Below are 23,407 nucleotides of genomic sequence, written 5' to 3'. Positions count from 1 at the left end.
ATTACCCAACTACTTATCTTACCTTTAAAAATTAGGAAATTTTATGACTACCCCTACTCGCCGACGCAAAAAAGCCGCCCCAAAAACCTTTAAGGCGGCTTATGATATTCTAAAAACCAATGCAGCTGAATTACAGCAGCAAGACGAGCCTGATATTGATAACTTGATGACGACTGTTGAAGAATCCATTGCGGCTTATCGCGTTTGTGAGACCCGCATCAATGCGGTACAACAAGCACTAGATGCTGCCTTTGCTGAAGACGTTCAATCTGGTGAAGTAGACAGCTAAGTTACACTTATTCCGGTTCATCCACCTCGAAGACTTGGCGAAGATAGGCAAGATACGTGTCATTATTGATCATGGTCTTGCCTGGGCTATCAGAGAGTTTAGCCACTGGCTGACCGTTACACTCAACCAATTTCAGCACGATATTAATCGGTGTAATACCCATATCATTGGTGAGATTTGTGCCAATACCAAAGCTGGTTCTAATGCGATCCTTAAAGTATTGATGCAGCTCCCAAGCCTTGTCAAGATTCAAACCATCACTAAAGGTGAGTATTTTAGTCTTAGGGTCTATCTTCAACTTATCATAATGAGCAATCGCTTTATCACCCCAGATATAGGGGTCACCGCTATCATGACGTAAGCCATCAAATAGCTTAGCAAAATATAAGTCAAAGTCACGTAAGAATGCATCCATCCCAACGACATCGGTCAATGCAATACCCAAATCACCACGATACTCATGTACCCATGCTTCAAGCGCAGCCTTTTGTGAATCACGCAAACGCACATCCAATGCCTGAAATGCCTGCATAAACTCGTGCGCCATGGTACCGATTGGCGTCATGCCTAATTTTTTTGCCAGATACACGTTGGATGTACCACTAACAATTTTTGGTTCAGCGTGATGTAACGTCTGCACCACATGCGATTGCCACGCTTTGCTAAACCGCCTACGAGTGCCAAAGTCAGCGACAATAAACGGTGGTGTATCACCGTCTTCTTTTGTCTGCTCTACTGCATATTGATGCAATAACGTGACTTTTTCATCTAGCCTACGCTGACCTTCTTCAATGACAGTGTCACTGGATAACGCATCAAAATATAATTCATTAACAATGGCTAAGACGAATACTTCAAAAAACATCGCTTGAATCATCGGCCCTTCAATATCGATAAACAAGCGACCTTCATCATCGGTACTGACAGTGATAAAGCGACGCTTTAGCTTAAACAGCTCCAAATAATCGACGAAATCTGAACGCATAAAGCGTAAACTGCGCAAGTAGTCCAACTCTTCTTCTAAAAATCGTAGCTCGCATAAACTGTCTAGTTGCCTCTCTAACTGTTCTTTAATATCAGCCAGTGGATAGACAGTATCTTCATTATTACGGCAGCGAAAGCGGTAAACACCATGTGTCTGTGGAAACTGATGCAGCATGGCTTGTAGCATCGTAAATTTATATAAGTCATTATCAAGTAACGAGGTAATAATAGGTGCATAGTTAGCGGTCATGCTATGGCCTTAAAAAACACAGAAATAAGAAATAAACGCCACCCAATACTCAAAGCGACATCATATGCGAATAATAAAAGATGAAGAGTCATTAACAAGCCGTCAAGTATAACGAAGTTTGCCATTCATTTCAGAGTTCACGATTAATTGCAGCAGAATTACTACGATTACTCACACCTTCCATAAATATACCGCACAAACCTATCAATAAATACTGAACAGGCTTTATGCTTTAGCACGCATAAACTGTGCAACATAATCATCCGCTGGGTTGTGGCGTAAATCATAAGGTGTGCCCGTTTGCACTAAACGTCCGCCATTCAAAATACTGATCCGCTGACCGACTTTCACCGCTTCATCTATGTCATGAGTGATAAAGACGATAGTCTTATGTAGCCGCTCTTGTAGCTCAAGTAGTTGGTCTTGCAATTGAGCACGAATGAGTGGATCAAGTGCAGAGAACGCCTCATCCATCAGTAAGATTGGATTATCAGTTGCCAAAGCACGCGCCAGACCCACACGCTGCTGCATGCCCCCTGACAACTCATCCGGATAGCTATGCTCCAGATTAGGTAACCCCACCTCATTTAGCCAATGCCGCGCGACCTCGTGGCGCTCTTCGGTACTCATTTTTCGCACACGCAAACCGTAAGCGACGTTTTGCATAACCGTCATATGCGGCACAAGGCCAAAGTGCTGAAAGACCATACTGACGGTTTGCTGGCGATAATGTTGTAGCTCCTTATCATTCAGCTCTAATACATTGATAGCAGCAGATGGTTTTTGAGTAGCAGCAAGTACATCGTCATCTGTGATAGTGGTCTGCGCATCGATACTCGTATCGACCCATATCTTGCCACTGGTTGGATCGATTAAGCGATTGATATGCCGTATCAATGTTGATTTACCAGAGCCTGATAGCCCCATAATACAATGTAGCTCGCCCGCTTTAACGTTTAGATTAATGTCATATAGCCCAACCGAGTAACCTGTCTGCTCTTTTACCGCAATACTATCCATACCTTCAGCCAATAATGCCATCACAGACTTTGCTTGCGTGCTGCTGGCATTATAAATCTTACTGATGTTCTGTAGCCGGATGTGATTCATTGCGGTTCTCGCTATTGTTATTTTTTATTGAGGCCTGTCTGCATTGTTAGCCCATTCAAATGTTCATCTTCAAACTCTCATATTCAAACTCTCATATTCAAACTCTCATATTCAAATGTCAGCTTACTTTCTTTTATAGTTAGCCAAACCATTAACCAATCGAGTGTCTGCTCGCGTCAATCGTTTTTTGACGGGCACGTTTGCCTTGACCAAATGCCTGAGTAATACGGTCAATAATAATAGCAACGATGACAATCGCCGTACCAGCTTGTAAGCCTTGACCTATATTGAGGGTTTGAATAGATTGCAAAACATCTTCGCCAAGACCAGGCGCTCCAATCATAGAAGCAAGCACCACCATGGATAACGACATCATTACCGCTTGATTGACGCCCGCCATGATACTAGGCAATGCTTGGGGCAATTTAATCCAAATAAGTAACTGCAAATGTGTGCTACCAAATGAGCGCCCCGCCTCTACCATTTCATGATTGACTTGCGTAATCCCTAATGTCGTCAGACGAATTAATGGCGGCAGTGCATAAATAATAGTGGCAAACAATGCAGGCACTTTACCAATCCCAAACAACATGAGTACTGGTATGAGATAGACAAAGCTTGGCATGGTCTGCATAACATCTAGTATCGGTGTCACAACCTTGCGGAGCAGCTGACTGCCAGCCATCGCAATGCCAATAGGAATACCAATTACTACCGTAACCAATACTGATACGATGAGCAGTGCAAAAGTATCAATCAACGCACCCCATAGTCCAAAGGCACCAATGAGGAACAGCCCTGCACCGCATGCCAGCGCAAACCAAACCTTACGCACGCCAAGCCAACCCAATACCGTGACAAACGCAATAATCAACCATGGTGGAATGGCTGTTAATAGGCGCTCAATCGGTAGCAATAAATAGGTTAATGCCATCGTACTGATGCTGCGAAAGACGTCGCCGTAATTTTGAACAATACTTGCCAATGTGTTATTGAGCGGTGTCTCCAGTGACCATGAGGGGAAGCTTGATGCGAGGCCGAGCTGGTTATCACTGGCAAAGTTATCACTGGCAGAGTTATTATTAACAGCCGTATTGTCGATAGCATCGCCTGTTAAGCTGATACCTAACTTCGCCGCAAGATTGGTAGCAGCCTCGTCAGATAACCATTTTTGCCAAACGTTTGGGTTTTCACGCAAAAAAACCAATGCTTGCTCATCGCCACTACGTTTGCTTTCGCTCATTTCTAAGATAGCGCCATTGAGCTCATCAGAAGTAAACTGTATTTTTTTGAAGACATCTGCCAGCTCAGGATTAGACTCAATAAATGGCGTAGAGACTGCAATACCTAAAGGCGATACAGGGAATCCAGAGACACAATCAACAGTACCATCAGCTCGTAACAAATCTTGCCAGCAGGCATCGTTATGAGCCGGAAAACCCAATGGCGCAAAGTCATATTTTGCCATCAGGCCAGTAGGCTGCCAGTAGTAAAATAAGAGTGGCTTATGCTGCTCAAAGGCAGAAGAAATTTCGGCATCAAGCGCAGCACCTGTACCAGGATGGGCATTGTTAAAGACACTGTCTAGACCTGTGGTTTTTAGCAAACGTGTGTTAAAAATCTCACACGTCCAACCAGAGGGACAGTTCATAAAACGAGACTTGCTAGGATCTTCAGGATCTTTAAACAGCTCAGCGTATTTAGGCAGATCCTGATAACTGCGTAGACCTGGATTTTCTTCTAATACATAGTCAGGGACATACCAACCTTGGGTTGCGCCGCCCTTAAGCGTATCACCAATGATTGCTACCTTATTCTGCTCAATAGCTCGCTCCATAATCGGTGAGCGGCCAACCCACTGCTCACCAATGACTTGGATATCATTTTGTGACAACGCCGTATCAAGCGCAGGGCCTGCTCCTGGCACCTCTTCAACTGTACAACCATAACCCTCTTCAGCGATGTACTTGAGCACCCCTGAGGTGAACTGGCCACTCTCCCATGTCAGCGCGCCAAACTTAATCGGTGATTCGCAAGCTGCTGACGCCGATATCGACAGTAACAGCGAGATCATACAGAGTAAACTTAACGCAATCCATTGGCGCATGGGGTGTCCTATTGATAATTGATGCGGCATTAAATCGATGACACGATACTACTGTCTAGACTTACTATAAAGTGTAGCGACTTATCAGACTGATGACAAATACTTATTTTTCGCTTAGTCAGCACCATTATCACGCTGCTAATAATATTGAAAATAGTGATTAAACCTTATCAATCTACTCATATTTTTGACAAAAAAATAGCACTTACCTAAGTAAATGCTATTTCTTATCATATTGTCTGTTTAGCATATCAATGATATGACCCTGACATAGTCAAAACAGCTGCTTAAACACAGTAATATTAAAAGCATCGCTATTTCAAACTTGAATATATCACTACTTCAAAATACTATTTCAAAAACAGTGCCATAGCCTTTTTGAACAAGCCGCCATAAGGTGGCAATAATAGATTCAGACCGTTTAGCTTCGATTGTACAAACACGGGTTTCATATGGCTTAAACGCTCAAATCCTGCCTTGCCATGGTAAACACCAGTACCTGATTCACCGACACCGCCAAACGGCAGATCATGCTGGGCCACATGTATCAGAACTTCATTAATACATAGACCACCAGAGACCGTGTTGTTACGCACTTTTTCGATACCACCATGGTTATCACCAAAAATGTATAAGGCTAACGGTCGTGGACGTGCATTCACAAACGCAATTGCATCATCAAGCGTCTCATAATGCATCAATGGCAGTATCGGTGCAAAAATCTCATTTTGCATGACGGCACTATCAGCCGCAGGCTCACTCACAATCACTGGCGGCATTAGACGCGTTTCAATATTGGCCTCAACAGCAGTAAGCGGATGTATCTCGTTACCTGACAACGAATCTAGATAGCCTTTGACTCGTTTAAACTGGTCACCATTGATGATGCGCGAATAATCTGGATTGTTTTCAATATTAGGATAGTGTTTTTCCATCCACGCTTTTGCCAAACTGATGAACTGCTCATGATATTGACGTTGAATCAACACATAGTCAGGGGCAATACAGGTTTGACCAGCATTTAATGTCTTGCCCATCATCACTCGATTGACCACAGACTCTAGATTGGCATCATCCAATACAACCACGGGAGACTTACCACCAAGCTCAAGCGTGACTGGCGTCAAATTAGGAGCAGCCGCTGCCATGACTTTTTTGCCCACTGCCGTTGACCCTGTATAAAGCAGGTGATCAAACGGTAACGAGCTAAATGCAGCAGCGATATCGACCTCGCCTAAAACCACACAGACCATGTCTGGAGAAAAATACCGCGCAACCGCATCCGCAAATGCTTGGGCAAATTGCGGTGCTGCTTCACTCATTTTAATCATCACCCGATTGCCCGCCGTCAACGCATCAATCAACGGCCCTACTGCCAAAAACAACGGGTAGTTCCAAGGCACCATGATACCGACGACACCTAGTGGCTGCGGCTGGATTTCGTTGTGAGCTGGCATATACAAGGCTGAAATAGAAGCACGCTGAGTTTTCATCCATTTTTTGCCATGTTTTTTGGCATGGCTGATACCCGTAAAGCTCGGAAACAGCTCGGCAAACTGCGTCTCCGACTCACTACGATAACCAAAATCTGCATTGATTGCCTTAGCAAAACTGACTTGATTATCGCTGAGCATGATCTCTAAGTTGTCGAGTTGCGTCTCACGAGTTGCCCAATCATTGATTGGCTTCGTCCGGCTTAGTGCTTGCAGATGTGCAAACTGTGCGTGCATCTCATCAATAGTATTGGCGGTACTAAGCATTTTAGGCGCTCCTTGTGTGACTAGACTGGTATCGATTGCAGTCTGCTCGCTAGTATTTTGGTTGTTATCTGTCATTTAGCTTCCTTGTTATATGTCTTGGCGTCACTATACTATCTTGGGTTATAGCTTTTATATTGGGTCACAGACTCTATATTTCTAGTCAAGGGATTGCGGCAATGGCAACCTCTAAACGATAAATAATCGTGAGCTTCCATTCATTACATTCTAATGTAGCCTAGTCGATAGCCAATGAACAGCAGATTCAGTTGACTACTGCGTCTGTACACAGCTGGCCTTTATGAGTTTTACAGAGGCGAAATTTATAAAGTCTCAATTTATAGAGATACAGTTTACACAAGCACTTTTTACACAGGCACAAAATATAACTTTGGGTGACAATCTGAAAAACTGCTACACTTCATATCAAGAAACGACACATTCAAAATATTAATAATTCAAACTCTTAAACCAGACAACAATAAGACTGCTACTCTCATGGAAAATACCACGCAACCGCTTAGTGAAACATTTATCACTAAATATCTATCAGCAGCCGACTATAATCCGACCCATGATGCAATGCTTGAGCGTACGCTTGAGCGGATTGCCTTAAAAAAAGAGCAAGGTATACGCACACCTGATGAATTATGGATTGTCGATCACAATGACGTCTATACACTTGGGCAGGCAGGCAAAGAAGAGCACATATTACAGCGCACTGACACCCCAATTATCAAGACTGATCGCGGTGGTCAAGTCACTTGGCACGGCCATGGACAACTGGTTATTTATTGGCTATTCGACTTGCACAGCTTAGGCTGGAGTGTGCGCAACTTGGTATCACATGCAGAACAAGCTATCGAAGATGTGATGAATGAATGCTTACAAGAGTCGGATGCCTCAAAGAGTGACAATATCAGTGCCCACGCACGCCGTGATGCACCCGGTGTTTACTTATATGCGGATATGCCTGAACCAGATAACAATATCGATACGCAAACCAATGATACCTCTCCTGATGATAAAATCATGCTTGGGAAAGTGGCCTCTCTAGGCTTTAAGATCAAGCATGGCTTTAGTTACCATGGTATTGCTGTCAATTTAAATTGTGATTTGTCAGCATTTAACGCCATCAATCCTTGTGGTTATGCAGGTATGCAAATGTTACGACTGTCTGATTTTGTGGCCATGCAGAAAGCGCCAGATGCACAAGATACTCAACAGATAAGCAACGCTTTAAGCTATCAGCAAGTAACTCAGAAGCTGATTGATAATATTGCCAAGCGCCATGCTGGACTGATTGAGTTACGAGCACTCGCACCCAAATAAATGCTTTGAGTTCATTTTTGCATAATCTTTTTTTGCATAATCTCTTGCGCCCTTAGACTTAAGCAATATGAGAAAATTTGTAGCAAACTTGCTATAATCGCTGTCGGTACAATTGGTGCAGCGATGATATGACAATATCGCAGCCCAACCCTTATATATTATTCGAATATTTAAAACAAAATAGAACTGGAGCATTTTATGGCTGATTTTAATAAAATTCTAGACGCAGGCGACGTAGATGGCGGCATCATCAACGTAGTAGTAGAAATTCCAGCTGGTAGCAGCCACAAAATCGAATGGAATCGCGAACTAGCCGTATTTGAGCTTGATCGTATTGATCCACAGATTTTTGCTAAGCCTTGCAACTATGGCTTTATCCCTCAAACGCTTGACGAAGATGGCGATGAGTTAGATGTATTATTGCTTACTGAGCAACCATTACCGACAGGCATTTTCTTAAAAGCCAAAGTAATCGGTGTCATGAAGTTCGTTGATGACGGCGAAGTGGATGACAAAATCGTTGTCGTACCTGCTGACGACCGTGACACAGGCAATGCTTACAACAGCCTAGCTGATTTACCAAAACAGCTGATCAACCAATTAGAGTTCCATTTCAGCCATTATAAAGACCTGAAAAAACCAGGTACTACGGTTGTTGAATCTTGGGGTGATGTTGCAGAAGCCAAAGAAGTCATCAAAGAGTCTATCCAACGTTGGAAAGATTTATAATTTATCAAAGATTGGCAAAAATGCTGATAAAGATAGATATTAAAATACCGCAGTCATGATTATGATTGCGGTATTTTTTTGCTTGAATATTACGTCTGTAAAGCAGCTATAATAAACGCAACACTATATTTATATTTTTACGTCGCAATAAGGACAACCATGTTTAACGCCGATCCTAGCTCAAAACCAGTCAATACAAAGCTGCCAAAAGAAATCACCATCATGATTGAAAAAAACAATCTGGTGATGGCCATCAAAACATTGGCATCTGACGAAAACATCAGCATGGATGAAGCCAAGATACGGATTGATGCTTATGAGACACAGCTAAAGGTAAAACAGCAGCAGAAGCTCAATACTATCGCAAATAAACAAGGCATACCCAGTCAGGCTATTAGTTTTGATAGAGAACCAGAAACGGAAGATAAATCTGATAAATTGGTCAAAAATCGTCTCAAAGTCAATAAGACAGGTAAATCGTTTAAGAACCTGCAAGATGGTGTAGAGAGTCAGCTTGATGACTTAGGATATAAAAAACCATTACTGCCTTATTGGGTAAAACGGTTGCTGGTTATCGCTGTCGTTATGGCAGGGTTGTTTTGGATATTATGGCAAGTGTTTGGTTAAGTAAAAGCACCATACTGTGTCGTTCTTCTTATAAACATTTATACCGACTAGCGGCAGCTAGTGAATCTAATTATCTGCATAGATGACGCTAAAATTCTAAAGAGCTCTGCTAATGGCGTTAGTCTGTTTTGAGTGGTTCCATTATACCAGTCTGTTTTGAGTAGTCTGTTAATAGGTTTGAAGGGTGAAATAGCTGGTTCCCTTGGGGTATACCGTGCACATCTATACAATTTGTATAACTTTTTTTAAATTGTACATTAGTTTAATTTACTTGATTTATATTAACCAATCGTTTAGTTTAGTGAGTTGAGATTAATCCACAAGGTAATATTTTGCATAAAAATAGCTCAAGTAACAAGTAAGTCACTACTAATAACCAAGTCAGTGTCATGACCGTAGGTATGGGTCTGAGCACGGAACAAAGCATCTTTCCAGACACTGGTGGTGCGGCGCGTGCTATCAGTATGGTATAGCTCTGGTGGAACTTCGTCGCGGATAATAAGCAAGAGATCAATTGTCGATTGGAATAACGGTCATAAGCGTTTTGGTAATGTCGACTCTGACATGCAACGTCTGCCAGCGCCTGAATCACATCAAAGCTTTAAAGGTTGATTACCATTTAGCTGTATAACTTAGTTCTTAGACTCATAAATAATCACTGGAGAAAATTATGTCAAATTTAAAAGACTTACAACAACTAGCCGAAAAGCGCCGTTCTATCTATGCACTAAGCGATCAGCTGCCTGTTTCTAACGATGAAGTGGTTAAACTGGTTGAGCATGCAGTCTTGCATACGCCATCCGCTTTTAACTCACAGTCGGCACGTATCGTGGTGTTATTCGGTGAGGATCATAAAAAATTATGGGACATCACTGAAGAGACACTTAAGGCTATCGTCGGTGATGACGAGAAGTTCCAAGGTACTAAAGATAAAATCGCAGGCTTTAGAGCGGGTGCGGGTACAGTATTGTTCTTCGAGGACAAAGGCGTTGTGAGAAACATGCAAGAAGCAGCACCTTTGTATGCGGATAAATTCCCAATCTGGGCACATCAAACCAGTGCTATGCATCAATATGTGATTTGGACGGCATTGGCAAGTATTAATATCGGTGCCAACTTACAGCATTATAATCCTGTCATCGATCAGAAAGTTACTGAGGCATGGAATATTGCTGATGATTGGGAGTTGAATGCGCAAATGGTGTTCGGTGCTATTGAGCAGCCAGCAGGCAACAAAGAGTTCCAGCCCGTTGAAGATCGTATGAAAGTATTTGGCTAACATATTAGCTTTTAATAAAATACAACCAATGACGCTGCTATGAATATATCTGAGCGGTTTCATTGGTTTTTTTATAATTATAAGCTGGAGTAATGTAATGAATGTTTTTGATGCCCAAGCGCTACAAAAAAATATGAGCGTTAGCATGAGCTACATGAATAGATAAAAGGTGCGCAGAAAAAATGGGTGGCAGCCTGTACATTATTGTCTGAGCTACAAACTTACTACCAAAGTGAGCAGTGGAGAGACGGTCATGAAGGCAACCTGATGGTTGATTGCGCAGATAATAGGTGTTCCATCATCAGTGAAGACGCTCTTTGGAGTGCATTAACCGATCACCAAGAACAGGTAGTTTTCTGGATGAGGCTGGAACTAGATGTTATAGACCGTTGATTCTAAAACTTTATTTTTCGAAGTAATATATATTAACCAATCGTTTAGTTTAGTGAGTTGGTCATCTTGAGGTAACTATGAACACTAAAAATGAGAAGCAAATAAAAAAACGCTCCGAACAAGAGCGATCCCAAGAGACTAAGTTAAAAATTCTTGAGGCGGCATTATCTGAGTTCGCGTCTTCAGGTTTTGAAGGTGTCTCTGTCCGAGTGATTGCTAGCCAAGCAGGTGTGAATCACACCCTTATTTCTCATCATTTTGGAAGTAAGGAAGCACTTTGGAAGGCCACAGCGGAATGGGTTTTTGAAAGATACGATAGGCTATCTAAAGAACGGATTATGGCACTGAAAGGAATAGAACCTCATGCCATGATTCGTGTACTCCTCAGAAACTTCATAGAGTTTTGCGCCATCGTTCCAGATTTTAATCGGTTCATGGTGCAGGCAAATCAAAATGGTTCTGAGCGATTGAACTGGCTGGCCGATCGATTCCTGACGTCAGGTTCTGAAGCTGAATTAAGTATTTTGCGTCAAGCTCAAGAGTTGGGATTGATTCCGCAAGGTAATGGTTTGCACATACGGTATTTATTTATTGGTGCTGCGACCTCTATCTTCACTTTTGCACCTGAGTTCGAACGATTATCAGGCGAAGATGCTTTTTCTGATGAGGTTATAGAGCGACATGTTGACTATGTTTTAATGCTCTTTAGTGACAAAAACAGCCTTAGTTAAAAGCGATGAACCACACTCATTAACCAAAAGATATTTCTGGGTAAAATTCCTACTTAAAAGAGGTTCGTAAATGACGGATTATATTAGAGCAGACGCAACACATATCGATTTCCCAGTAACCAATCGAGAAGAACACATGGAGTGGTGGTACTTCGACGCCCATTTTGATAATGGCGACTACCTTGTCGTTATGTACTCGCTAAATGACACTCGGTTAAAACCAAGGCAGCCTTCTATTAGATTAAACATCTACCCTAAGGGGCAATCTGAAATCGCTAGAATAAGAAAATACACAGAAGCAGATGTCACAACGAGTTATGAAAAATGCGATGTGACCTTTGGTGAAGAAGAGTACTGCAAAGACTGTGGCGACTATTTGGAGTTCTATACCATGATTGATGGTTATGGAGCTAAGTTAACGCTCAACAAAGGTAATCACCCGTATACCTCTGAAGGTACCGACACGCCTATGCCTTGGACGGTTGCAGTTCCTTCTGGTGATATAGAAGGTGAGCTTTATAAGGATGGCGAAACCATCCAAGTAAAAGGCACTGGCTATCACGATCATAACTGGGGTGAAAAAAGCCTAGCAGGCATGGTAAAAAACTGGTACTGGGGAAAAGTGCATTCACCTGATATCTCCGTTGATTATTCAGTCATTATGAATTTTGATGACACTATATTGCAGACTGGTGCATTGGTCACTGACCGTGAAAATCTCATCATATCTCCTTCTGAATCGATAACAGACCCAGAGAACGTTAAAGCCACGGCAGTCATTAATGACACCATGAGCGAACAAACGATGGGTTACACTTTCTCAAAAAGCTTGACGCTGACAGGCTCAAAAGGCGATTTAAGCTATATCGTCAATATCGACCTTAAAGAATTAGTAATGGTTGAGCCAGGACAGTTTATGCCCGGAGAAGATGCTTATCGTTACATAGCCAAGGAAGAGCTCATCGTTACTCGTGATGGTGTCACCCAGACCTATCTGTCAGAAGGTTTGCATGAAATTGTTTACCCAAAAAAATAAGAGATATCAAGAATGACAAAGAAAATTATAATAGTCGGTGGCGGATATTTAGGCGCTGAACTGGCCAAATCATTAGAAAATCATCTAGATGTTACGCTCATAGAGCAACGAAAAGCCTTCGTTCATGCACCCGCGATGATACGTGCCATAGTTAACACAACGCTGTTGGATCGAGCTTTAATGCCTTACGATAATCTTCTTTCAGTAGGGAAGGTGTTGCACGGCAAGGTAACTAGCGTCGATGAAAGCGGTGTCACATTAATGGATGGCATACAGGTCGATGCTGACTATATCGTGATCTCGACGGGCTCCACTAATGGCGCTGCATTCAAACCTGCGGGCGATAGTATCGATGACTTCCGTGCTGTCATTACAGGTTTACATGCCAAGTTAAAAGCAGCATCGTCTGTTGCTATTGTCGGCGCTGGTACGGTTGGCTCGGAAATGGCGGGTGAAATCAGCTATGGCATGCCTGACAAACACGTCACGTTAATCTCTAGCGAGGCGAGCCTGTTTCTACAAATGCCACCGAAGTTTGGTGCTGAACTTACATCAAAACTTAATGACGCTGGTGTTGATGTAAAATTTGGTGTGCGAGTGAATAACCTTGAGAGTTTAACAGATCCCTATTCAGGCACTCTTGAATTGTCAGATGGGACGACTGTCATTGCAGATTTGATCATTCCAGCCGTTGGTTCACATGCTGTATCTGACATATTAGCCAGACTACCTAACATTAATATAGAGAAATCTGGAAGAGTGAAAGTCGATAACTACTTACGCCCTTCTTCTTTTGCTAATGTATTTGCAGCAGGTGATGTGGCGAGTGGGGGTGATGCAATGACGATTGTAGCTGTTGGCCGACAGGTGCCTTGGCTAAGCAAAACGTTCAAAGCACTAGCAGCAGAACAGCAACTAGCAGAAATTAAACCTTATGAACCATGGAAAGACGGAAAATCTCCGTTATTTCTACCGCTAGGTCCTAAAAAAGGCAATTCATTTTTGGTTATTGGTACGTTTGGAAACTGGATAACGAGTGCTATCAAAGGCAAAGATTTATTCATTAGTAAATATCGTAAACTCTTTGGTTTGGAAGATTAAAATTGATAGGTTGGAAATTCAACAATGATAAACACAAAATTTCAACAACAAACCATGTGGATGTGTATAGCCTTACTTGCTGTACTAAACTTCATTCTCGGAAGTACTGGTGATGGCTTACTTGGCCCATTAACGCCTTTTTATACAACGATTGTATTGTTCGTATTTGCATGTGTTCACGGAATACACAAATATGGTCTTAAAAAGTTTCTAATATTTTTTATCATTACTTGTGTTGTAAGTTGGACTTATGAAACGATTAGTATTCTGACGGGCTTCCCATTTGGGAGTTATGACTATTCTGCATTTCTTGGACAAAAGATATGGCTTGTTCCAATTCAGATAATGCCTTCATATTTTGCAGTGGGGTACCTAACATGGACAGTAGCACATGTGTTACTAGATAAGTTTGATGCTAAACTTAAAGATTCTTCAGTATATACAGTTCCACTGATAGCATCATTCCTTATGGTAATGTGGGATCTTTCAATGGATCCACATAGAGCCACTATGTTAAAAGCATGGACATGGGAAAATGGCGGTGTATTTTTTGGAGTTCCTTTTAGTAATTTTCTAGGATGGTTCCTATGTGTGTTCACAATATTTCAGATTTTTGCACTGTATCAAAGATCACAAAGTGAGAAGTTTCCTGAAGAAGCAATATCAATATATGACAGAAACCATTGGTTACAACCTATTTTAATGTATGGCGTTATTGCTGTTGAGTTCATAACAACCTATATCTTTAATGAAAATACTTTAATTACGACATTGGATGGTCATCAATGGTGGACTAAGGATTTACTTGGATCTTTGGCATTGGTTTCTATATTCACAATGTTTTTTGTTACTGTTCTAGGTACAGTAAAAGTTTTAAGCAATAAAAACATGAAAAAAAATTAGGCTAATAAGCTTTACTATTAAGGTAGATAAACTATTCCGGCATAATCATAATATTGTGCCGGAATATTATTGGGTAATTGGGTTACTGGTAAACTTAAAGGCAAAGATCTGTTTATAAGCAAATTAGGTAGACACTTATAAGTGTTTTACCGCAACGTCATCTAACGTAATAGAAGAAAATGAAATGTTTAAAAATAAAGTTTTTAAAACGATAACAATTTTTTGTGTAGTTGCTTTTTTAACGGCATGCACGTCAGAACCAATAAATGATGGCGTTCATGAGTTTGCAGGACAAGCGAAATCAGCAGAAATGTATGAAAAGTTAGGCATTAAAGAAGGTGAGACGGCCATATGGGAAGACGGTATGAGAACAGATGGGAAATCTGGCTCATATGAGTGGTGGTATGTTGATATGGAATTAAACGATGGAATAACAGTCGTTGCCGCATTCTATACAACGAGTGGTTTTGATATATCAGGCCCTTCTAATCCAAACGTAAAATTAACGATTACCTACCCTGATGGAACTGAGGTAAAAAGAAGTGTAAATGAGCCAGAAGGGACTTTAATTAATGCCTCAAAAGAAAAAGGAGACGTTAGCGTTGGAGACTCTTATTTAAAATATGTAGATGGAGACTATCAGTTGTATTTTAATGATGGCTCAGTAGAATTTAGTGCTTTTATGAAATCCACTCTTCCTATGTGGAGACCCGATACAGGATATGCCTACTTTGACGATAAAAAAGAGAACTTTATGGCATGGTTTGTTGCACAGCCTTCATCAGATATTACCGCTAATTTAACCGTTGATGGTGTTACTAAAGAGCTTAAAGGCACGGGATACCATGATCATAATTGGGGAAATATCTCAATGGATAAAATTATTAATCATTGGTATTGGGGGCGAGCTAAAGTTGGAGAATACAATATCATTGCCAGTGATATTATCTCGAAAGAAGAGACAGGATTCACTCAGATATCTCAGTTTATGCTTGCAAAAGATGGTGTTATTTTCGAATTTGACCAAAGTAAAACAGTTGTTATTAGAGGCGACACGATACAACACCCAGTGACAGGTAAGTTCTATGATAATAGCCTAACTTATATTCAAGAGTCTGATGACGGTACGGTATATAAAGTAGAATTTATACGAGAGAAGGATATTGCTGTGGATAGTCTTCTTAGCTCTCTTTCCTTTGCAAAAAGAACAATGGCAAAAATGATGGGGGCTAACCCAACGTATATAAGAACACTAGGTAAGGTAATTCTAACAATTGAAAAAGATGGAAAGGTGCAAGTAATTGAACAAGAAGGATTATGGGAGCAAATGTTTTTTGGCAATAATAAAAAGGCTTATATTTGGAATTAAATAAATCTGATTATTTAATTCCTATTTTGGATTATGGAACAAGTCGTGGATTCAACTAGCAGTGCAACATAAAGGTCTGAATGAAGAGTAAGTTGGGGTGTAGTGGTCAACTAATTTAGGACACCTGATAAGAGGTTTTGAGCCCATCCGTCAATCCGGACACATAAACTTGGGAAACTCCCGAAATTTTAGTTACGCAGCCTGAAGATAATAATCAAACCACACCTGTCTTGGCGATTTATTGCAGGTGACTTGGTATTCGACTTCTTTCATGCACCTCCATAGAAAACGGTATTATTTCTAGGCAAATGTATCAGTGTCATCAAGTTTAGAGCCGTATTTATTTAAAATGATTTTGTTATCTATTGTTAAGTATCAGCCGATGCTCAATATAGCCTTGGAATACTGTACAACAACGGCCAAGGCATGCATCAGGATGATGCTAAAGCAGCTGCGTGGTATAAAAAATCGGCTAATCAAGGGTATGCTGATGCTCAATATAACCTTGGAGTGATGTACTACAATGGCCAAGGTGTGCATCAGGATTATGCTAAAGCAGCTGCGTGGTATAAAAAAGCGGCTGATCAAGATAATGCTAAGGCTCAATATAACCTTGGAATGATGTACGACCATGGCCAAGGTGTGCATCAGGATTCTGCGAAAGCCATTGAATGGTATAAAAAATCGGCTAATCAAGGGTATGCTGATGCTCAATATAACCTTGGAGTGATGTATGACAAGGGCTTAGGCGTGCGTCAGGATTCTGAAAAAGCAGCCGAGTGGTATAAAAAATCTGCGGATCAAGGAATTCCTGAGGCTCAATATAACCTTGGAGTGATGTATCTCAAAGGCGAGGGCTTACGCCAGGATTATGCGAAAGCGGCTGTGTGGTATGAAAAAGTAGCGAATCAGGGCGATGCTAAGGCTCAATACAATCTTGGGTTGATGTATGACGCAGGCTTAGGCGTGCGTCAGAACTCTGAAACTGCTAAAGAATGGTTTGGTAAATCTTGCGACAATGGGAATCAAGATGGTTGTAATAAGTATCAACAATTAAATGCAAGATAGAGAATATTAAACCTTTTCAGACAAGATAAAGGGATTATCAAAAATAACCTCTCAACTTTACGCTGCTCAATCTTCAGTGCTACTTACCCAACCAAATTCTTCCATGATACGCAGCCATTGATCGTCTAATCCTGCTTTTAGCAATAACGGCTCGCCAGTGACCGGATGGCTGAGCGCTAACGTTTGAGCATGCAGCAGCATGCGCGTACAGTCATATTGAGTACGGAAAAATCGTGTGTGACGTATATCACCGTGGCTGGTATCACCTACAATGTGATGGAATAAATGTCTCATGTGCCGACGCAGCTGGTGTTTACGCCCAGTCTCTGGTGTCAAGCGCATGAGACTATAACGGCTAGTGTCATGCTTTTTTGACACTGCAAACGGCAGCTCAATTTGTGCCAAACTCTGCCAATGAGTCACCGCCTCTTGAGCGGGTTTGTCCAAATTGGCAAACTTGTCAGCGATGGCATCAGGCTTAAAGCTCAACGCATAATCAACGCTGCCCTGCTCTGACATAAAGCCGCGCACCACGGCTAAATATTGCTTGGTCACTTCGTGTGCCGTAAACGCCTCAGTAAGGCTGCGCGCCACGGCTGGGCTCTTAGCAAACAACAACACACCTGATGTAGGCTTATCTAACCGATGCACTGGAAACACATGACAGCCGACTGCATCACGGGTAAGTTGCATAGCAAAGCGCGTCTCGCCTTTATCCAGCCAACTGCGATGCACCAGTAGACCAGCTTCTTTATTAATCGCTACTAGATGCTCATCTTCATAGATGATTTCTATTGGGTTAGCTTGGTTAGCGGTTTCGCTTTCGATATCCATGTTTTCAGTGCTCATACTTTAGCCGTTTTAACAGTTGTTGTTCGAGTTGAGGACACGCCCTAGCCAAAACGCTGTTGCAAGTAAGCATTGATATCATTAGATTCATACATCCATTGAACATCGTTGTTTTCTTGAATACGTAAACAAGGCACTTTTATTCGCCCACCGTTTTCAGCAAGCTCATTGCGAAATTGCTCATTATTTTTTGCATCTCGAAGTTCAATAGGCACATTTAACTTATGAATTTGACGACGTACTTTTACGCAAAAAGGACAAGATTGAAATTGGTACAACGATAAACCTTCACCAGCCTTATTAACAAGAGCTTGATCTTCTTCAGTACGTTTCATAGCATTACCTTGGGTCATGACACTTATACCAGCAATAATTCGTCCTAGACCTTCTCGTAGCAATTTAACTAACATTCTTACCTCTTCAAATTATCTTATGTGAATTCTTTAACACTCAGAGAATGAGTGCTTAATGTGCATTTGTGTGGCTGTTAGGATTTTTCGGATGTGCAAAGCTTAATTGGTAATCTCGTTGAGCATAGAAGTCGAGATGATTAAATCATGGCAAACTCATTCTACTATACTCTCAACCGCATTGGTTAGCATCGTAAACGAGGCATCTATGCTGAGGTGCTAAAAACAAAAGCTTAAAGCATCTAATAGTCTCGTGGTTCTAGTCACTAGATAGCTAAAAAGCACCGCTGCTCTACCCAGTATTAATATCTCTTCAGGTACTAAAAAAGGATACCGCAGTATCCTCTTTGATCTTATATCAGAACCAATCAATCTGCTGTTTTAATGATACTCACCAGGAAGGATTCTGGCAAAAGCACGCTGGGCAAGGTTTAACTTCTTATCGGTAGTCATTCCAGCGCGGGTGCTTGGGAAAATACGATAACCTATCGATTGAATGCCAACGTTGATCGCTGGTGCCAATGAATAAGTAGCTGACGCAAACTTGCCCATATTACTGGCAATGCTATTTGGCTTATCGACGATAGCTCTTGCGACCATCAACGCGGCTTCATCAGGCATCAACGCAGGCATGTAGCGGTATAGCTTGGTTGGGGCAATCATAGGCGTACGAACCAATGGCATAAAGATATTGGTAATCGTCACATTGTCCCCTTTTACTTCAGCAGCTAAGCAACGACTAAAAGCATCTAATGCCGACTTAGATGCGACATAAGCGGCAAAGCGCGGACTGTTTGCCAGTACACCAATCGAGGATATATTGACAATTTGGCCCGTCTGACGTTCAATCATCGTCGGCAAAAATCCAAGAACTATTTTAACGGCACCAAAGTAATTGATATCCATCGTACGCTCAAAATCATGGAAACGATCGACCGATTCATGAACTGAACGACGAATCGAGCGACCTGCGTTATTGACCAAGACATCAACATGGCCAAAATCTATCAAAATTTGCTCACTAACTTTTTCAATAGCATCCATATCAGTCAAATCACAAGGGTAATAACTGGCCTTGCCGCCCAGCTCCTCAATACTTTCTTTAACGGCTTTCAGTTTGTCTTCAGTACGTGCCAATAGGATAACATGAGCACCGCATTCGCTAAGCAAAAAAGCAGTACGTTCGCCAATACCACTTGAAGCGCCTGTAATAATAATGTTCTTACCTGTTACTGCTTTGGTTATCGCTTGTTTCGAGGGATTGGCCATAAAAATTCCTTTTTGTTTGTCCTATGCCTATGATCATCTCAATTATAGAATAGCAAGAAAGCATGGACTAAAGTGAATAAAACAGCCATCGCATCCAGATAATTTGACGACTTTGGGAATTCAAAAACTTATAATAGTGTGATTACTGCATTTGCGATTTCACCGATTCAATAACCCAATATTCCTGTGGCAGTAAACGCTTGTATTACCTATCACTCATGGGCTTTTAAAAAACTCTCTACAACGCGAAACTGACCAGCGGTACTCTCTTCACCATACATCGCTTGCCTAAAGGCATTGGAGTTTGGAATGCCTGTTGTATACCAAGCGATATGTTTGCGCGCGATACGGCAACCAGAGTACTCACCATAAAAGCCATATAGCTCTTGCAAGTGCGCTAGCACAATCTCTTTGATTTCACTGACACTAGGTGCTTCCAGAGTCTCACCAGTCCGTAAAAAATGCCCGATATCACGAAATATCCATGGTTGACCTTGGGCTGCACGCCCTATCATGACGGCATCACAGCCTGTTAGTTCATATACACGTTGGGCTTTTTGTGCGCTATCGATATCACCATTGGCGATGACTGGAATACTGATGCTTTCTTTAACTTCACGTATCAGCTCATAGCGTGCTTCGCCCGTATACATATCCTCACGCGTGCGCCCATGAATCGCAATCGCCGCAATGCCTGCTTGCTCTGCCCGCTTGGCCACTCGCAAGATATTTTCACGGCCATTTTCATAACCCAAACGTGTCTTTAGGGTGACTGGTGCATCGACTGCATTGACAGCTGCATCTAGCAAGCGCGCAACCAAATCTTCATCCTGCAGCAACGCAGAGCCTGCCAGCTTACGGCAAACTTTTTTGGCAGGACAGCCCATATTGATATCGATAATCTGCGCACCATTATCAATTTGATAACGAGCAGCTTCAGCCAACTTATCCGGTTCCGCTCCTGCTATCTGTGCAGAAATGGGCGCAATTTCATTATCAAAATTGGCACGATAGAGTGATTTTTTGCGTGCATAAAGAGCAGTATCAGCGATAATCATCTCGCTGACTGCGTGACCTGCGCCAAATGACTTACACAATCGGCGAAAAGGATTGTCTGTCACACCCGCCATAGGAGCCACCATCAGACGATTTTCAATCGTCAGACCACCGATAGTTAACGGCTGCAATAATGGATGATCAGACACTGGCAAAGACGAGGGTAAAACAGGAGAATCTATAGACATAAAAAACGGCTTGATCTGCAGAGAAAACAAGCCGTTATTCTAAGGAATCCTGCATTTATTGCAAGCTATTAACGTGAATAACTTGCATCGATAAACACTAACTCATCATCAAGCCGATTATTTATCGAACACACTGCCCTGCTCTAATGTGATGTCCTCATCGTGCTCTTGCATACGCCACGGTAGGCTATCTGGAGACACGTTTAAGAAGTGCAGGTATTTTTCGAACTGGTCGATGATATCATTGATGACAGAGTCTGACTTATAACCATACAAATCATAGGTTTGACCGCCACGGCGCAGATATACTTCTGCACGGTGATGATGCTCTTGTGGCAAATCATTGGCCATTTTTTCAGTGTAATAATCAGGGGCATCATGCTCTGACAAGCGCACTTCATACCAGAACTCGACATCGTCACCGCGCTGTAGTTCCAGTATCGCGCGATTATTAATGGCATCATAATTTACAGATGGCTTCCAACCTGTTTCAGCGAACTTCTCTGAAACCTCAGTCATCGATGGCATGACTACGTTTTTGATATAGCTTAAAACTTTGTCTCGTGTAGGCTGATCGGTGATGTAATCAATACGATCGCGCCATGCTGATGAATTTAATAGATGCGGTGGTAGCTTGCTATTATTATCCAAGCTTTGGTTACGATGACCTTCGATACGTAACGCACGCCACATACCAAACATCGCAATCAACATAATGACGGCAAACGGCAAGGCACTCACAATAGCGGCTGTTTGCAAGGCTTCTAGTCCACCAGCCAATAGCAGTGCTGAAGCGACCGCACCTTCTGTCACCACCCAAAACGTCCGCTGCCACCATGGCGTATCACTACGGCCACCAGCCGCTAGCGCATCAATGACCAATGAGCCAGAATCCGATGAGGTCACAAAAAAGGTAATAATCAATAGAACTGTTAGTGAAGAGACGAATTGAGTAAACGGCAAATTCTCTAATAGCTTAAACAAGGCAATCGCTTGGTTATTTTGCACATCGCCAATTAGTGAATTATAGCCATCAATCATAATCATATTCAGTGCGGTGTCACCGAATACAGCAAACCAGAAAAAGGTGAAGAAAGTCGGTACTAACATCACCCCTAACACGAACTCACGAATCGTACGACCACGGCTAATCTTAGCAATAAACAAGCCGACAAACGGTGCCCATGCAATCGTCCATGCAAAGATAAACAGCGTCCAATTGCCAATCCAGTCATTGTGCTCATAAGCCTGCAAGCTAAAGGTACGCTCAACGATATTACCCAAGTAGCTCCCTGTATTTTCCATAAAGGCATTAAGGATAAATATTGTCGGTCCCACGATAAATACAAATAGCATCAAGGCGGTTGCCAATAGCATATTTAAGATAGACAGTCGCTTTACGCCTTTATCCATACCTGCCAGCACTGATGCCAGTGCAGCAGCGGTAATCACTGCAATGGCAATGACCTGAACGCCCGTACTAACGGGAACCAGATCTGGCATGAGATAATTCAGACCCGCGTTGATTTGCGATACTGATAGACCCAAACTGGTCGCGATACCAAACATGGTACCGACAATCGCAAACACATCGACCGCATGACCGATAGGGCCATGTATCTTATCGCCAATCAGAGGATATAGCGTGGATCGCATCGACAGCGGCAAACCATGGCGAAAGGAAAAATACGCCAGCGATAACCCTACTACTGCATAAATCGCCCAAATGTGAAAACCCCAATGGAAGTAAGCAATTTGCATCGCTTCTTTTGCAGCGGCAATGGTCTCTGGCGCAGACATGGGCGGACTGGCAAAATGCATGACAGGCTCTGCCACACCAAAGAAGAGCAGCGCAATCCCGTAGCCTGCCGAAAACAGCATGGCAAACCACTCTAGGAATTTATACTCAGCCTCTGCATGATCAGGTCCAAGCTTAATCCCGCCATAAGGCGAAAATGCTAATGCGATAATAAATAATAAGAACAATGCTACTGCCAGCATATAAAACCAACCAAACGTTTCAGTGGTAAAGTTCAGCACATCACTGAACAGCGCTCCCGCTGCATCAGGGTTGATAGCCGTACCAACCACCAATAACAGCATAATAATCGCTGCTGGTACAAACACTGGCAGTAAAATAGTCGAACGAGGTAATTTACTCATAAAAAATAATGTCCTCAAAATGAATCAAACGAACGTAGATAGGTATGATTTTTATCACACTCCTTTCAGAAACCCTAGGTAAGCACTGAATTCGTAACATTACTTCAAAGATTGTTACATGACTATTACCAAGCAATAAAAAAAGGCAGCTTGTTAGCTGCCTTTTTATTGCTATAGGCTTATTCGAGATTTATAACTGACATCTCAAGCGAGATTAATGCTTCTAGGGCGTGTCTTCATTTCAAAAATGGTGATAAAAATGAGATAAATTGCCGTCAAACAAGAAAAATAGCGCAGATAATATCGGGATATTAACCAGCTATTTGACGATGTTTGGCAAGATTTAGCCATTTTTAGCCCATTTAGATGACTATCGAGTGCATTGAAGACACGCCCTAATCTCTAAT

22 protein-coding genes and 1 pseudogene are annotated in these 23,407 nt (G+C 42.0%); 13 read left to right on the top strand and 10 right to left on the bottom strand.

The annotated features are described in order from the left end of the window. The first annotated feature begins 43 nt into the window (after positions 1-43). Positions 44-289 (top strand): exodeoxyribonuclease VII small subunit, encoded by a 246-nt coding sequence (gene xseB / locus I6E83_RS05180; protein WP_197100245.1) that lies wholly within the window; start codon positions 44-46, stop codon positions 287-289. 7 nt (positions 290-296) lie between these two features. On the opposite strand, the gene pncB is transcribed toward xseB, so the two are convergent. From pncB to I6E83_RS05160, 4 genes are all read right to left on the bottom strand, one after another. After that, positions 297-1,523, bottom strand: a complete 1,227-nt coding sequence (pncB, locus tag I6E83_RS05175) for a nicotinate phosphoribosyltransferase (RefSeq protein ID WP_197100244.1) — start codon at positions 1,521-1,523, stop codon at positions 297-299. A 225-nt stretch (positions 1,524-1,748) separates the two neighbouring features. Next, positions 1,749-2,633, bottom strand: coding sequence for an ATP-binding cassette domain-containing protein (locus I6E83_RS05170; protein WP_197100243.1), 885 nt, complete (start codon positions 2,631-2,633; stop codon positions 1,749-1,751). 151 nt (positions 2,634-2,784) lie between these two features. Continuing rightward, positions 2,785-4,740: a glycine betaine ABC transporter substrate-binding protein gene (locus tag I6E83_RS05165; protein WP_197100242.1), complete on the bottom strand. Its 1,956-nt coding sequence runs from the start codon at positions 4,738-4,740 to the stop codon at positions 2,785-2,787. Between the two features lie 350 nt (positions 4,741-5,090). After that, positions 5,091-6,575, bottom strand: coding sequence for a coniferyl aldehyde dehydrogenase (locus I6E83_RS05160; protein WP_197100241.1), 1,485 nt, complete (start codon positions 6,573-6,575; stop codon positions 5,091-5,093). Between the two features lie 420 nt (positions 6,576-6,995). On the opposite strand from I6E83_RS05160, the gene lipB reads away from it, so the two are divergent. The 3 genes from lipB (at position 6,996) to I6E83_RS05145 (ending at position 9,185) form a co-directional block, all read left to right on the top strand. Next, positions 6,996-7,829 (top strand): lipoyl(octanoyl) transferase LipB, encoded by an 834-nt coding sequence (lipB, locus tag I6E83_RS05155; RefSeq protein ID WP_197100240.1) that lies wholly within the window; start codon positions 6,996-6,998, stop codon positions 7,827-7,829. A 198-nt stretch (positions 7,830-8,027) separates the two neighbouring features. After that, a complete protein-coding gene (locus I6E83_RS05150; RefSeq protein WP_010198287.1) occupies positions 8,028-8,558 on the top strand; it encodes an inorganic diphosphatase in 531 nt (176 codons plus the stop codon). Positions 8,559-8,717: 159 nt separating this feature from the next. Further along, positions 8,718-9,185: a hypothetical protein gene (locus I6E83_RS05145; protein ID WP_110923014.1), complete on the top strand. Its 468-nt coding sequence runs from the start codon at positions 8,718-8,720 to the stop codon at positions 9,183-9,185. A 347-nt stretch (positions 9,186-9,532) separates the two neighbouring features. Here the strand turns inward: I6E83_RS05145 and I6E83_RS05140 are convergent, their stop codons facing one another. Next, positions 9,533-9,691, bottom strand: coding sequence for a hypothetical protein (locus I6E83_RS05140; protein ID WP_181416263.1), 159 nt, complete (start codon positions 9,689-9,691; stop codon positions 9,533-9,535). Between the two features lie 164 nt (positions 9,692-9,855). Between I6E83_RS05140 and I6E83_RS05135 the strand changes: the two genes are divergently transcribed. The 9 genes and pseudogenes from I6E83_RS05135 to I6E83_RS14915 all read left to right on the top strand — a co-directional run bounded on the left by I6E83_RS05135 (position 9,856) and on the right by I6E83_RS14915 (position 17,065). After that, positions 9,856-10,464: a nitroreductase family protein gene (locus tag I6E83_RS05135; RefSeq protein ID WP_110923015.1), complete on the top strand. Its 609-nt coding sequence runs from the start codon at positions 9,856-9,858 to the stop codon at positions 10,462-10,464. Between the two features lie 186 nt (positions 10,465-10,650). Beyond that, positions 10,651-10,857, top strand: coding sequence for a DUF4298 domain-containing protein (locus I6E83_RS14975; protein ID WP_181416264.1), 207 nt, complete (start codon positions 10,651-10,653; stop codon positions 10,855-10,857). 77 nt (positions 10,858-10,934) lie between these two features. Beyond that, positions 10,935-11,588, top strand: coding sequence for a TetR/AcrR family transcriptional regulator (locus tag I6E83_RS05125; RefSeq protein ID WP_110923017.1), 654 nt, complete (start codon positions 10,935-10,937; stop codon positions 11,586-11,588). 70 nt (positions 11,589-11,658) lie between these two features. Next, positions 11,659-12,624, top strand: a complete 966-nt coding sequence (locus I6E83_RS05120) for a hypothetical protein (protein WP_197100239.1) — start codon at positions 11,659-11,661, stop codon at positions 12,622-12,624. A gap of 12 nt (positions 12,625-12,636) precedes the next feature. Further along, positions 12,637-13,725, top strand: a complete 1,089-nt coding sequence (locus I6E83_RS05115) for an NAD(P)/FAD-dependent oxidoreductase (protein WP_197100238.1) — start codon at positions 12,637-12,639, stop codon at positions 13,723-13,725. Positions 13,726-13,749: 24 nt separating this feature from the next. Continuing rightward, positions 13,750-14,628 (top strand): carotenoid biosynthesis protein, encoded by an 879-nt coding sequence (locus I6E83_RS05110; protein ID WP_110923020.1) that lies wholly within the window; start codon positions 13,750-13,752, stop codon positions 14,626-14,628. Positions 14,629-14,812: 184 nt separating this feature from the next. Beyond that, positions 14,813-15,997: a hypothetical protein gene (locus I6E83_RS05105; protein WP_110923021.1), complete on the top strand. Its 1,185-nt coding sequence runs from the start codon at positions 14,813-14,815 to the stop codon at positions 15,995-15,997. A 390-nt stretch (positions 15,998-16,387) separates the two neighbouring features. Then, positions 16,388-16,903, top strand: a pseudogene (locus I6E83_RS05100) (tetratricopeptide repeat protein); the annotation flags it as partial. Then, entirely contained in the window at positions 16,883-17,065 is a 183-nt protein-coding gene (locus tag I6E83_RS14915; protein WP_281269548.1) for a tetratricopeptide repeat protein, read from the top strand. The pseudogene I6E83_RS05100 and the gene I6E83_RS14915, both read left to right, overlap by 21 nt. Positions 17,066-17,131: 66 nt before the next feature. Here the strand turns inward: I6E83_RS14915 and truC are convergent, their stop codons facing one another. The 5 genes from truC to I6E83_RS05075 all read right to left on the bottom strand — a co-directional run bounded on the left by truC (position 17,132) and on the right by I6E83_RS05075 (position 23,000). Beyond that, positions 17,132-17,899, bottom strand: coding sequence for a tRNA pseudouridine(65) synthase TruC (truC, locus tag I6E83_RS05095; protein WP_197100501.1), 768 nt, complete (start codon positions 17,897-17,899; stop codon positions 17,132-17,134). Between the two features lie 59 nt (positions 17,900-17,958). Then, the gene (locus I6E83_RS05090; RefSeq protein ID WP_265091206.1) at positions 17,959-18,249 is read right to left on the bottom strand and encodes a glutaredoxin domain-containing protein; all 291 of its coding nucleotides are present in this window, start codon (positions 18,247-18,249) and stop codon (positions 17,959-17,961) included. A gap of 456 nt (positions 18,250-18,705) precedes the next feature. Further along, a complete protein-coding gene (locus I6E83_RS05085; protein ID WP_197100235.1) occupies positions 18,706-19,593 on the bottom strand; it encodes an SDR family NAD(P)-dependent oxidoreductase in 888 nt (295 codons plus the stop codon). Positions 19,594-19,805: 212 nt separating this feature from the next. Continuing rightward, positions 19,806-20,837, bottom strand: coding sequence for a tRNA dihydrouridine synthase DusB (gene dusB / locus I6E83_RS05080; protein ID WP_110923024.1), 1,032 nt, complete (start codon positions 20,835-20,837; stop codon positions 19,806-19,808). A gap of 117 nt (positions 20,838-20,954) precedes the next feature. Next, positions 20,955-23,000 carry a BCCT family transporter gene (locus tag I6E83_RS05075; RefSeq protein ID WP_110923025.1) on the bottom strand — a complete coding sequence of 682 codons (2,046 nt, stop codon included), beginning with the start codon at positions 22,998-23,000 and terminating at the stop codon, positions 20,955-20,957. Positions 23,001-23,407: the final 407 nt, after the last annotated feature.

It is taken from the genome of Psychrobacter sp. SZ93C1 (assembly GCF_015864635.1).
Classification (GTDB): domain Bacteria; phylum Pseudomonadota; class Gammaproteobacteria; order Pseudomonadales; family Moraxellaceae; genus Psychrobacter; species Psychrobacter fozii.
This window is presented reverse-complemented; position numbering and strand designations above follow the sequence as displayed.

Excerpts from the sequence above, each read along its gene's own strand:
- I6E83_RS05145 (WP_110923014.1), top strand. The coding sequence starts at position 8,718 with ATGTTTAACGCCGATCCTAGCTCAAAACCAGTCAATACAAAGCTGCCA.
- xseB (WP_197100245.1), top strand. The coding sequence starts at position 44 with ATGACTACCCCTACTCGCCGACGCAAAAAAGCCGCCCCAAAAACCTTT.
- truC (WP_197100501.1), bottom strand. The coding sequence starts at position 17,899 with ATGGATATCGAAAGCGAAACCGCTAACCAAGCTAACCCAATAGAAATC.
- I6E83_RS05125 (WP_110923017.1), top strand. The coding sequence starts at position 10,935 with ATGAACACTAAAAATGAGAAGCAAATAAAAAAACGCTCCGAACAAGAG.
- lipB (WP_197100240.1), top strand. The coding sequence starts at position 6,996 with ATGGAAAATACCACGCAACCGCTTAGTGAAACATTTATCACTAAATAT.
- I6E83_RS05135 (WP_110923015.1), top strand. The coding sequence starts at position 9,856 with ATGTCAAATTTAAAAGACTTACAACAACTAGCCGAAAAGCGCCGTTCT.
- I6E83_RS05105 (WP_110923021.1), top strand. The coding sequence starts at position 14,813 with ATGTTTAAAAATAAAGTTTTTAAAACGATAACAATTTTTTGTGTAGTT.
- I6E83_RS05170 (WP_197100243.1), bottom strand. The coding sequence starts at position 2,633 with ATGAATCACATCCGGCTACAGAACATCAGTAAGATTTATAATGCCAGC.
- I6E83_RS05160 (WP_197100241.1), bottom strand. The coding sequence starts at position 6,575 with ATGACAGATAACAACCAAAATACTAGCGAGCAGACTGCAATCGATACC.
- dusB (WP_110923024.1), bottom strand. The coding sequence starts at position 20,837 with ATGTCTATAGATTCTCCTGTTTTACCCTCGTCTTTGCCAGTGTCTGAT.
- I6E83_RS05120 (WP_197100239.1), top strand. The coding sequence starts at position 11,659 with ATGACGGATTATATTAGAGCAGACGCAACACATATCGATTTCCCAGTA.
- I6E83_RS05085 (WP_197100235.1), bottom strand. The coding sequence starts at position 19,593 with ATGGCCAATCCCTCGAAACAAGCGATAACCAAAGCAGTAACAGGTAAG.
- I6E83_RS05075 (WP_110923025.1), bottom strand. The coding sequence starts at position 23,000 with ATGAGTAAATTACCTCGTTCGACTATTTTACTGCCAGTGTTTGTACCA.
- I6E83_RS05115 (WP_197100238.1), top strand. The coding sequence starts at position 12,637 with ATGACAAAGAAAATTATAATAGTCGGTGGCGGATATTTAGGCGCTGAA.
- I6E83_RS05110 (WP_110923020.1), top strand. The coding sequence starts at position 13,750 with ATGATAAACACAAAATTTCAACAACAAACCATGTGGATGTGTATAGCC.
- I6E83_RS05090 (WP_265091206.1), bottom strand. The coding sequence starts at position 18,249 with ATGAAACGTACTGAAGAAGATCAAGCTCTTGTTAATAAGGCTGGTGAA.
- pncB (WP_197100244.1), bottom strand. The coding sequence starts at position 1,523 with ATGACCGCTAACTATGCACCTATTATTACCTCGTTACTTGATAATGAC.
- I6E83_RS05150 (WP_010198287.1), top strand. The coding sequence starts at position 8,028 with ATGGCTGATTTTAATAAAATTCTAGACGCAGGCGACGTAGATGGCGGC.
- I6E83_RS05165 (WP_197100242.1), bottom strand. The coding sequence starts at position 4,740 with ATGCGCCAATGGATTGCGTTAAGTTTACTCTGTATGATCTCGCTGTTA.